Annotated in this window: 9 protein-coding genes; 5 read left to right on the top strand and 4 right to left on the bottom strand. The window is 39.7% G+C overall.

Features of this window, described 5'->3' with window-relative positions:
• A partial coding sequence (locus H5187_RS01835) for a transposase domain-containing protein (RefSeq protein WP_182797494.1) occupies positions 1 to 186 on the top strand: 186 nt, incomplete at its 5' end.
• Positions 187 to 386: 200 nt separating this feature from the next.
• Here the strand turns inward: H5187_RS01835 and H5187_RS25010 are convergent.
• The 4 genes from H5187_RS25010 to H5187_RS01815 form a co-directional block, all read right to left on the bottom strand.
• A complete protein-coding gene (locus H5187_RS25010; protein ID WP_274803910.1) occupies positions 387 to 1,487 on the bottom strand; it encodes a methyl-accepting chemotaxis protein in 1,101 nt (366 codons plus the stop codon).
• Positions 1,488 to 1,733: 246 nt separating this feature from the next.
• The gene (locus H5187_RS01825; protein WP_182794003.1) at positions 1,734 to 3,554 is read right to left on the bottom strand and encodes a tetratricopeptide repeat-containing diguanylate cyclase; all 1,821 of its coding nucleotides are present in this window, start codon (positions 3,552 to 3,554) and stop codon (positions 1,734 to 1,736) included.
• A gap of 261 nt (positions 3,555 to 3,815) precedes the next feature.
• Positions 3,816 to 4,211, bottom strand: a complete 396-nt coding sequence (locus tag H5187_RS01820) for a DUF2750 domain-containing protein (RefSeq protein WP_145233101.1) — start codon at positions 4,209 to 4,211, stop codon at positions 3,816 to 3,818.
• A gap of 72 nt (positions 4,212 to 4,283) precedes the next feature.
• Positions 4,284 to 4,865, bottom strand: a complete 582-nt coding sequence (locus tag H5187_RS01815) for a TetR/AcrR family transcriptional regulator (RefSeq protein ID WP_145233102.1) — start codon at positions 4,863 to 4,865, stop codon at positions 4,284 to 4,286.
• Positions 4,866 to 5,010: 145 nt separating this feature from the next.
• On the opposite strand from H5187_RS01815, the gene H5187_RS01810 reads away from it, so the two are divergent.
• The 4 genes from H5187_RS01810 to H5187_RS01795 all read left to right on the top strand — a co-directional run bounded on the left by H5187_RS01810 (position 5,011) and on the right by H5187_RS01795 (position 11,065).
• The gene (locus H5187_RS01810; protein ID WP_182734291.1) at positions 5,011 to 6,054 is read left to right on the top strand and encodes an alkene reductase; all 1,044 of its coding nucleotides are present in this window, start codon (positions 5,011 to 5,013) and stop codon (positions 6,052 to 6,054) included.
• Positions 6,055 to 6,455: 401 nt separating this feature from the next.
• Positions 6,456 to 8,825 carry a TonB-dependent receptor domain-containing protein gene (locus tag H5187_RS01805; RefSeq protein WP_182759355.1) on the top strand — a complete coding sequence of 790 codons (2,370 nt, stop codon included), beginning with the start codon at positions 6,456 to 6,458 and terminating at the stop codon, positions 8,823 to 8,825.
• Positions 8,826 to 8,891: 66 nt separating this feature from the next.
• A complete protein-coding gene (locus H5187_RS01800; protein WP_182797493.1) occupies positions 8,892 to 10,019 on the top strand; it encodes an alkaline phosphatase family protein in 1,128 nt (375 codons plus the stop codon).
• A complete protein-coding gene (locus H5187_RS01795) occupies positions 10,016 to 11,065 on the top strand; it encodes an alkaline phosphatase D family protein (protein WP_182797492.1) in 1,050 nt (349 codons plus the stop codon). The genes H5187_RS01800 and H5187_RS01795 overlap by 4 nt, the downstream gene beginning before the upstream one ends.
• Positions 11,066 to 11,186: the final 121 nt, after the last annotated feature.

Genomic DNA, 11,186 nt, shown 5'->3' with positions numbered 1-11,186 from the left:
AAAAACTGGTTGTTCTCAAATACCTGCAATGGTGCTCATGCCAGCGCTATACTTTATAGTCTTATTGAAACCGCAAAGGCAAATGACCTTGTGGTGCATGACTATATCTCTACTTGCTTACAGCGCCTTGCTGAGCAGCCAGATAACCTTGAGCCACTGCTACCTTGGAACATTAAGCAAAGCTAGGTGTCGTTAGCTATACGCTTACTATTTAAGTGATTGAAATATAAAATTAATTGGTGCGGCTGAGTGAGGTCGATTCGCTTTACCCATCAATAAGCGGATAGTACGCATCTCCCCAAAGCTCGTTTGAGCTATCCATCATAATATCGATAATAAATATAAAATGAGCAGCGTTAAAGTTGTAGTTAAACTTAAAACGACCGTTATTTAGTTATTTTGTTTGCTAGGTTAGTTAATAAATCAACGGCTTTAAAGCTCGCCGCTTCCATTTGCGATATATGATCAATCATTTTATCCGAATGGCCATCTGCAAAGGCTTGCAATGCTTGTATGCCATGGTTGTGAATCTCGGCGTGCGGGGCTTCTAAGTTTTTAAATTCAATATGGGAGGCGTATTTAGCTGCACCATCACCTTTATAGTACCATTTACCTAAACGACACATTGTGTGATCGGCAAATTCATCTGTGGTTTTATCAGATAAACCAAGTAGTACCTTATAAACTTCCAGTTTCCAAACGATATGATCCATTTTTACCGTCTGAATAAATGCGTTTTCAGTTGAGTCGGTAATAACTGAATACATGTTTTGTGAGAACGTAACAATTTTATTAGCGGTATCTTCGATAGCCGCTGAACTTTCACTGATCTCATTACTTTGTTTCCCGACGTCGGTAATGTTGCCAACAACGTGGTCCATTTGTTGGTTTACTTGTTCAATTAAGCCTGAAATTTCATTCGATGCATCAGCTGAGCGTTGTGCTAATGTGCGAACTTCATCTGCAACTACGGCAAAGCCTCTACCTTGTTCTCCAGCTCTGGCGGCCTCAATAGCAGCATTAAGGGCTAGTAAGTTAGTTTGGTCAGAGATGCCTTTGATAATGTTTACAAAGTCATTAATCCCTGCTGTGACTGTTTGTAATTGCTTTACAGATTCAGAGGCTGTTTTAGTGTCTCTGGATATCACAGAAGTTGATTGCAAAGTGGCGGATAGCATTACAATAATGTTATCAAGCAATTGCTGTGATGATTGAAAGCCATCTCTGTGCATTACAAGTTCACTTGAATTTGCTGCTAGGCTCTCCCTGATTTGCTCTATTAAAATTGAAGACTGTAGCCACAAGCGGTTTAATTCGTCTTGTTGTTTGGCAGTTTTATCAGTTTGATTTATTTGCGCTACTAACTGACTTTTAGCATTCTTAACTTGTTCCAGTTCATCATGCAGTGCTTCATTTTGGTTACGAATATCTACAATTTCATTTTTTAGTTTTGCAATTTCTTTTTTATACTTAGAATTAAATATCACGTATTTGTCCAACTGTTTCTGTAAATGTGCCCAGAGTAAATCTCAGCGTTGTGCTAGCACACTTAATCTAATAGGTTATTAGGTTAGTTTAGCAAACTATGTCGTAATTTTTTTGAGCAAGCGCAATAAAACAGTGTGCCATTGCTATTTTTAGGTCAACAGAGCAGCCTTAATGCGAGGAAATAACATCGCTTTATTAGTAAACTATATGTTTGAAGATAGTTGCGCGCAAGAACATTTGTTAGTTTAACTGAGACAGACGACTTTATTCCGCCCTGTTTCTTTAGCTTTATAAAGACCAAGATCGGCTTGTTTAACCATGTCTTTATATTCACCTTGTTGATTATATTCACAGACACCTAAAGAAACAGTGACCTGAAGTAGCTTATCTTGGTAAGTCAATTCAATGTTACTTACGGCTAAGCGTAACTTTTCTGCAAGATGCGATGCTTGCTCTTTATTGGTTTCAGGTAAAAACACCAGAAATTCTTCACCTCCCCAGCGAGCAACTTTATCCATACTTCTAATTGAATCTTGCAATGCGCTAGCCACTTTTTGCAATACAATGTCACCATAGTCATGTCCATAGGTGTCGTTGAGTACTTTAAAATGATCTATATCCAGCAAAATAATACTAAAAGTTTTTTTATTGCGATTAACCCGGCTCATTTCTAATTCAAAGATATCGTGCAATGCGCGGCGATTAAATAGTCCCGTGAGCTGATCGCGCAACGCAAGCTCTTTAACTTGCAGGTAGGCAGAGTGTTTTAGTCTATAGGCAATATAAATAAATAGGATAATTAAAAGACTGAAGGCAACGATCCCATAGAGTCGTAGAATTGCATTTTCATTGCTTGTTTGCGCTAGTTTAGCTTCGATTAATGACTTTTCTTTAGAGGCAATATCATAGGCTGCTTGTGATTGATCAAATTTTTCTTTTGCAGCTAATGAGGTACTTTCATCATCTAATTCTTTGTATTCAACCATAAGTTCTAATGCGCGTTGGTAATTTCCTAATGATTGATAATTTTCGATCATTGGCGGATAGTTTTCTAAACGTTTGATGAGTTGACTCTCGCTTGAAAATATAGCAAGGGCTTGCTCAAAATAGTCGGCAGCAAGTTTATAATTACCTAAACTTTGATTGCTTTGTGCCAGATTACTTAAAACGGTAGGCTTATGTATTAAATCATTGTTTTTATTTACAATATCTAACGCTTTTAAATAATAATCAATGGCTTTTTGGTGCTCATTTAGCTCAGCATAAATAGTGCCTTTATTAATAATTATAGGAACTCGGTCAAATATATTATGAAAGTGGGCTACTTTTTCGGCTTGATTAATGGCAATTAATGCCTCTTGGTATTGGGCTTTATCAACGTACATTGCAGCTAAGTTTGCATACAGCTCAGTGAGCAGTATGTCATTTTCAGGGTATGCTGCTATTGCCTGTTGAGTGTATTCAATCGCTTTGTCGTAGTTTTTCATATAATAATTGGTAAACCCTAAACCAATTAATATCTTCGGTGAAGCATATCCTTGAATGTTTATTTGTAAATCGTGAGCATGTAAGATTTTATCGAGTCCATCTACCATTTTTCCTTGTCTAACAGAGTTAATTCCATACAAATAGTAAGTCATACTCGTAGCAAGCTGTGTGTCATCAGCAAAAGACACCGCTTTTGATAAATAAGAATCGGCTTCGGCAAACTTACCTAAGCGATATTTCATTAGTCCGAGGTTGTCATAAAGTGCGTATTTAGTTTCTATATCGACTTCGCTAACGAGTAATTGTGAGACATCGTCTTTGAGCAAGTCGAATTCATGCCAGTTCTTGTCTTCATTCATAAATGCAAGCCAAACAACCATTAACTCAGCTTGTTGTGTGGTTGATTGTGCCGAGGAATATGTTGTCCTTAATTGTTGATAAGCTTGTGCGGATTCACCATCGCTTTTGAGCTGTTTTATTTCACTGAGTGTGGATTCTAGTGAGTCAATTTGCTCTGTGGCATAGCCACTATTAATAAACGTTAGCAGTAGTAATATTAAAATACCTTGTCGTACCATTATAAAGTCCAAAGAGTAAGGGGCGTGTTGAAGTCAACTAATGCCAAAGTTTTTGCAGTGGGAGCTGTGTTTATTTCACTGATCAGTGTGAATAAGCATAAATTAATTATCGCTAAAAGCGACATTATTGCCGTTATATTTTAATTTTTATAGGTATTAATTTTGTATCTTTGTCTTAAAGCGTTGCGCGTAAAAAATTTAAAGTTTGCGTGGATAAGTCGCAGAACAACACGTCTGCGACTCAATTATAGCGAAGTGTAATTAGTAACGTTTTTTAGGTGCTTTTAGTTGTGAATCAAATTCATCAGGAAATAAAATCGTGCCGTCGTCTTCTTCAGTTGGAAAAACGGCGATAAGTAAGTCATCTTGTTCAAGACCGGGTGTCCATCGGGTTGTCCAATCTTTCAATGGAATTGCTTTAGCTGTGCAATTTTCCCACTCACCGGTAGCCCATGCCTCGGCATAAATACGTTCAGGCCATACCGGTACACAATCATCATCTTCGTTGGCGAGCATAACACAGCCATCGTCGTCATTTAATATCCACACTTGTTTGAACTCTTGGACGGTCTCAAACATAAAAGCCAATCTTTTTTTGGCTCCTAAATTTAAGATTGTCTCGAATTTTTCAGATGCGGTTGCAGTTGCATTACTCATTAATAGACTCTCTCTAGAATGGCTTAGGTATAGTATATTGACTAATATGACAAAATGTCGATTAGTTAAAAATTAATTACACATTGCGTGGTATAAATCGTCGGCGAGTTGGCTTAGATCTTGTTCGCAGCGGTTAGTCAGTGCATAGGTTCGCAAGCCGTAAAGGCCCATTGCTAAAAAACGAGCTAGATGCTCAGCTGTGCGTGTGTTTGGGATTTCACCTTCTTTTATCGCGCGCTCAAATTGTTCGGCGAGGGCGTTTTCGTAGGCGTTTAAATTTGTCATTAGTACGTGGCTGATCTGTGAATCTTGCCCTTCAACTTCACTAATACTTTTAGTCAGTAAACATACTTTCATCGCATCACCACTGATACACTCGTTGACTATTGAGTCTAAGTATTGGCGTAGGCTTGGTAAAACGGGTTTATGTTGACAAAAAAGTGCCGTAAATTGCTGATTTCTATCAGCCTGATATTGCTCAATAGCCGCTAAAAAAATACCTTTTTTATTACCAAACGCAGCATATAAAGACCCCGGATGAAGCGCTGTAACTTGCGTTAATTTTTGCATACTCGTTTTAGCATAACCGTGTTGCATAAAAGCCAGCATCGCTTGGCGAAGTACAAATTCACGGTCAAATTCGGCTATTCTCATAGGGCGCTCTGTTGCATTCTATTTGACTTATAAGGTGTATGTGGGGTTAGTTTACTTAATCTTGAACAAATATTCAAAAATAGACTTGAATGTTTTATTGTCCGCCCTTATCTTGAATGTACACTCAAGATAAGGATTGATAAGAATGACCACAGATCTACTGCAACCGTTTAAGCTTAATGGCACGATTGAATTACAAAACCGTATACTTATGGCACCGCTAACGCGTTGTATGGCTGACGATAACTTAGTGCCAACCCAAGCGATGGTTGATTACTACGCACGCCGTGCTGAAGCCGGTTTAATAATTAGTGAAGCCACGATTATTCGCCCTGATGCGCAAGGTTACCCGAATACGCCAGGTTTATTTACCAGCGCACAAATTCAAGGCTGGAAAAAAGTAACCGATGCTGTGCATGAGCAGGGCGGTAAAATGTTTGCACAACTTTGGCATGTTGGTCGGGTTGCACATCCACACTTTTTTGATGGCGACGTTTTAGCCCCATCTGCGATTGGTGTTGAAGGCTCTGTACCACGTATGCGTGAGCTTACTTATATTACCCCAAAAGCAGCAACCACTGCCGATATTAAGTCATTAATTGCAGATTATGCAAAGGCTGCAGAGAATGCGCTTGAAGCAGGGTTTGATGGCGTTGAGATCCATGGTGCGAATGGTTACTTAATCGATCAGTTTTTACATTATGCAGCCAATGAGCGTGATGATGAATACGGGCAAACTCCAGAGAATATGTCGCGTTTTGCACTTGAAGTTGTTGATGCGGTAATTAATGTCATCGGCGCAGATAAAACTGGGCTACGTTTATCTCCTGGTGCTTACTTTAATATGAGCGAAGATAGCCGCGATAAAGCGGTATTTGATTACCTCTTAAACGAGTTGAATAGCCGAGCACTCGCTTACTTACATGGCGGTATTTTTGACGATAGCATGCGCTTTGCAAGCCTTGCAGATAAAACGACGTCAGAATATTTACGTGCGGCTTATTCAGGTACTTTAGTGGGTGTTGGTAGCTATGATTTTGACACGGCTAAAGCTGCTATTAACGCCAATAAGTTTGATTTAATTGCTATTGGTCGCCCGTTTATTGCAAACCCAGATTACATCAGTAAAATAAAAAATGCTGAAGAAGTGGTTCCATATAGTGATGAAATGCTGGCTGAACTAATTTAAACGTAGTTTGTTTTAGTCACTAAACCACCTACTTCTGTAGGTGGTTGCATTAACGTCGGAAACTACTTGTCTCTGGCGTTTATAACACGTCAATAGATGTTGATTGCAAACTTGTTTTAGGTATTTATTTGCGATTAGCAATATTGCTTTTTAATCGTTACTAATGCTGTGAAAAATACTCTTTCGTATTGATTTAACTCCCTCTCTATTTCCTACAAATATTACCGCGATAGACTGTTATTTAAATTATAATCTTTATTATGTTAATTGGTTAAGCTGCATTGTTGCCATAAATAATCAATATTTTTGTCACTGTTACGTCAATTTTTTCGAGCTTTTTTGTCATATATTCCCTCCATACTTTGCCCGTATACAAAACAATAATTGCAAATGGGACAACAATGCGTACTTTTACTAAAAGATCGACTTTAAGCTTAGCAATCGCTTTAGCGTTTTCAACTAATAGCTTTGCAAATACCAACGAAATAGAAGAAGTCACGGTAGTGGCAAAACCAACGAGCTATGCAAATAGTGTGATTGAGCAATCAATGATTGAACAGCAGAGTTCGGTATCAAGTGTATTATCGGTGATGGATAACCTACCGGGAATTAGTATTAACGAAGGTGATGCATTTGGTGGTGATGATTGGTCTACCACTATTACGATGCGCGGCTTTAGTATCGATGGTAACCAACAGCAGTTAGGTATGACGGTTGATGGTATTCCAAACGGCGGCTCTAATTATGGCGGTGGTGCAAAAGCTAATCGCTACCTAGACAGCGAAAACTTAGCCACGGTTGAAGTGGGCCAAGGTACCTCAGATATCGCCTCAGCATCACTTGAAGCGCTCGGTGGTACGTTTAATTTTGTAAGTAAAGATCCTAGCCTTGAGCGAGGAACTACATTTGCTTACACCAATGGTGACCATGATGCGACCCGTTATTATTTTAAGCATGAAACTGGCACTCTCTTTGATAACACGCAAGCTTATGTGAGTTATTCACAAACCAATACTAGCCGCTGGATAGGTGATGGCAGTAATGGCGGTAAAGATAATCAACATGCTGAGGCTAAATTTGTATCTAACTTTAATGCGCTGACTGTAACAGGGCGTTTATCGTATGATGATGTAAGTGAGACCAACTATAACAGTGTGAGCTTGCAGCAATTTGCGCAAACACCAAATTGGGATCAACTAACTTGGAATTGGACTGGCGTGCCACACTTTGACCAAATGTTTGCAGAAGGTTGGGGTACATTGCGTGAAAATGCGTTAGGTTACGTAAAGTTTGAATACGCAATCTCACCTTCATCATTATTAACAATCAGCCCTTATTACCATAAAAACTCAGGGCGTGGTGATTGGATCCCACCTTATTTAACATCACCTGTCGATAAAGACGGTAATCCAACAATCGAAGGCGGCACAAATGCTGGCTCATATGGTTTTGCAGATAGCCAAGGTAAGCCATTAACGCCTAATGCAAATTGTACGGATACACTCAGTTGGCCATGGGATTCAGGCACAGGGTTGAATCCGGCGTGTTACCCAGATTCGGCAATACCGGTAATGTCATATCGCCATACACACTATGACAAGGACCGTTTAGGTTTGACCGCCGATTATAAATTAACCTTAGGGATGCACGATATTGAAGCAGGTATTTGGCTTGAGCAAACTGATCGTGACGAATCTCGTGATTGGCATAAAGTTATTGACGCTCGCGTGTATCATCACTTTGATAGCACCCCATACTGGACGCAATATAAAAATACTTTTGAAACAGATACCTTTAAGTGGTACGTACAAGATTCTATCAGCCTAGGCGATTTTACAGTTAATCTTGGCGCCAAACAGTATTTAGTTGAATTACAAAAATACGATCATTTTGCAGATCTACGCTCTGATAAAATAAACAGTGATTCAGATGTGTTATTTAGTGCAGGTGCTTTGTACCAGCTAACTAGCAGTACAGAGTTATTCGCCAGTTTCAGTGAAAATTTCTCAGCAATTAAAGATGGAGTGCTGGAGCGTGATAGTTCTACACTCACAGAAATTGAACCAGAAACAGCTGAAAATATCGACTTTGGTGTACGTTATAAAGCAGACCGCTTGAGCCTAACTGCGACCGCTTATTCTATTGCCTTTGATAACCGTATCACCTTTATCGCACCTGGCAGTGATACCGGCGGGATTGATTATACGATAGGTACAAATGGCTCTTACATCAATGTAGGTGGTATTGACTCGCAAGGTATTGAACTATCAGCAAGTTATATGCTTACAAATGAATGGAATATTTATACTTCATATACTAATAACAGCTCTGAATACGCATCGCACGATCCAAGTGCCTACGATGCCGATGGTGTTATCCTCAAAGATGAAGACGGAAAAGCGCTACCGCCAAGCTTTAAAAAAGGCGATGACGTAATCGATTCACCAAGCGATATGTTTGTGCTTTCGACCGATTATTACAGTGGCGACTTCCGCTTTGGTATATCCGCTAAATATACCGGTGAACGCTTAGGTGCATTTTTAGATGAGCAAACTCGTACACGTAATAAAGTTGATGGTTATACCGTGCTTGATATCAATGCCGGTTATGCTGCAGACGTCAATGCCGGCCCATTTAAATCAATCGATATTGCTTTTGCTGTCACTAACGTAACAGATAAACAGTATTTAGCGGGTGGGACAGGTAATGGCAGCACTTATTTTATTGGTGCACCACGAACTGCAGCACTTACATTTACTGCTAATTTTTAAGCCCTAATTATAAAAATAATAACCAAAACCCATCCTTGTTGATGGGTTTTTATTGATAGGAATACTATGAAAGCAATAGCTAAACTGGCCGTAATAGGCTGTACATTAATGGTAAGTCATATTGTCAAAGCCAGTGATAATGTCGTGCTTGTGACGCTTGATGGAGTGCGTTGGCAAGAGGTATTTAACGGCGCCGATCAAAAATTGTTAGCAAATCCCGATTTTGTTAAACAGCCTGAGCAATTGAAACAACAGTTTTGGCGCGATGACAAACACGCCCGACAAGCTCAGTTAATGCCATTTATTAGCAATACGATTGCTCAACACGGTGTGTTAATTGGCGATAGAGAGAATGGTTCAACAATGTCGGTGAGTAACCCGTGGTATTTTTCATACCCAGGCTACAGTGAGATCTTAACTGGCAGTGTTGATGAGGCAATTAACAGTAATGATAAAACGCCAAATCCAAATAAAACTATTTTAGAGCGATTAGAGCAACGCGCTGACTATAAAAATAAAACCGCCTTATTTGGTAGTTGGGATGTATTTCCGTTTATTGTTAATACCAAACGCAGCGACGTATATGTAAATGCGGGTTTTATGCCAATTGAGGCAGACTTATTTGCCGATGCGCCACTATTAAATGCTTTACAACAGGAGATCCCAAGTCCTTGGCATAATGTGCGTTTAGACAGTTTTACATATCGTTTTGCCAAAGCTTATATGCTGGCAAAAAAGCCTAAGTTATTAGTGATCAGCTTAGGTGAAACCGATGATTTTGCCCATGATGGTCATTACGATCACTATTTGCAGTCGGCTAAACAAAGTGACGCTTTTATCAAAGACTTATGGCAAACCATTCAGACTACACCTGGCTATAAAAATAACACAACGCTTATTATCACCACGGATCATGGCCGTGGCAGTAACGCTAATGATTGGCAGCATCATAGTTCAAAACAAGCAATGGCAAAATCGGAGCAAGGTCGTAAAGCTTTTCCTGAGGGAATTATTGGCTCTGAGCATATTTGGTTAGCTGCAATTGGCTCAGATATTAAACCGCAAGGTTTATTAAAAACAACAACAGAGCTCAAACAAGCACAAGTTGCGGCAACGATTTTAACCGTACTTGGCGAAAACCCTAAGCAGCTTAATCCCGCTATGGCGGATGCAATTGATGAGATTTTAAAATGAAGCATTTAATTAAAGCGGCCGCATTGGTAAGCATTGTTGCGAGTTTTTCAGTATTAAGTACACCGCAAAAAATACTGTTTGGCTCATGTGGGCATCAAGATAAAGATATTCCGATTTTTGACGCGATCAATAAAGAGCAGGCAGATTTGTTTATCTTTTTGGGTGATAACATCTACGGCGACACCAACGATATGCGCGTACTTGCCGATAAATATCAGCGCTTAGGCGCTAAGCCCGGCTTTAAAACGTTAAAAGCACAGACTCCCCTTATTGCCATGTGGGATGATCATGATTTTGGCCAAAATGATGCAGGTAAAGAGTACCCACATAAAGAACAGTCTCGGAAAATTATGCTCGACTTTTGGCAAGAGCCAACGGGTTCAGTGCGTCGCACACGTGCCGATGGGATTTATACCTCGTATATGTATGGCGAAGGTGAGCACACGATACAAGTGATCATGCCTGATCTGCGTTGGAACCGCGATGCACTTAACCACGTTAGTGAAACACAATACAAGACTGAGCGTAAAGCGAATAATCAAGGGCCTTATAGCCCAAGTGAAGTAAAAGGCGCATCGATGTTAGGTGAGGCGCAGTGGCAATGGCTTGAACAAGAGCTTAAAAAGCCTGCTGCAATTAAACTGATTGCTTCGAGCTTACAGTTACTGCCTGACTTTACCGGCTGGGAGTCATGGGCTAATTTTCCGGAGGATAGAAACCGTTTATTTGCGTTAATTAAAAAACACCAAGTAAACGGCGTGGTAATTATCAGTGGTGACACACATTGGGGTGAGATATCAAGGTATGAACAAAACCTTGATTATCCACTGATTGAAATGACCAGCTCAGGCCTTACTGAAAAATGGAAAAACGTCAGTCCTAATAAACACCGCGTGGGGAAGTTCACACATGACGTTAATTACGGTGATTTAAGCATTGATTGGCAACAAACAGATCCAGCTATTTCACTCCAGCTAAAAGGCATTGATGGCGATGTGATCATGCAAAGCCAATTTAGCTTATCAAGTATTAGCCCATATAAATAATGACTCCCTCAGAAAATAAAACGCACAGTAGCTATACTGTGCGTATAAAAAGTGAGTTAATTATTGTGCTAACTCGCTGATTTATTAATGCCAATTAGCGACAATGGCTACCCCTATAATT

Origin of the sequence: Pseudoalteromonas sp. SG44-1, from assembly GCF_014164315.1 — a bacterium.
GTDB lineage: Bacteria > Pseudomonadota > Gammaproteobacteria > Enterobacterales > Alteromonadaceae > Pseudoalteromonas > Pseudoalteromonas rhizosphaerae.
This window is presented reverse-complemented; position numbering and strand designations above follow the sequence as displayed.

Bases quoted from the DNA above. Each gene is read 5' to 3' on its own strand.
- H5187_RS01825 (WP_182794003.1), bottom strand. From the start codon at position 3,554: ATGGTACGACAAGGTATTTTAATATTACTACTGCTAACGTTTATTAAT.
- H5187_RS01820 (WP_145233101.1), bottom strand. From the start codon at position 4,211: ATGAGTAATGCAACTGCAACCGCATCTGAAAAATTCGAGACAATCTTA.
- H5187_RS01815 (WP_145233102.1), bottom strand. From the start codon at position 4,865: ATGAGAATAGCCGAATTTGACCGTGAATTTGTACTTCGCCAAGCGATG.
- H5187_RS01810 (WP_182734291.1), top strand. From the start codon at position 5,011: ATGACCACAGATCTACTGCAACCGTTTAAGCTTAATGGCACGATTGAA.
- H5187_RS01805 (WP_182759355.1), top strand. From the start codon at position 6,456: ATGCGTACTTTTACTAAAAGATCGACTTTAAGCTTAGCAATCGCTTTA.
- H5187_RS01800 (WP_182797493.1), top strand. From the start codon at position 8,892: ATGAAAGCAATAGCTAAACTGGCCGTAATAGGCTGTACATTAATGGTA.
- H5187_RS01795 (WP_182797492.1), top strand. From the start codon at position 10,016: ATGAAGCATTTAATTAAAGCGGCCGCATTGGTAAGCATTGTTGCGAGT.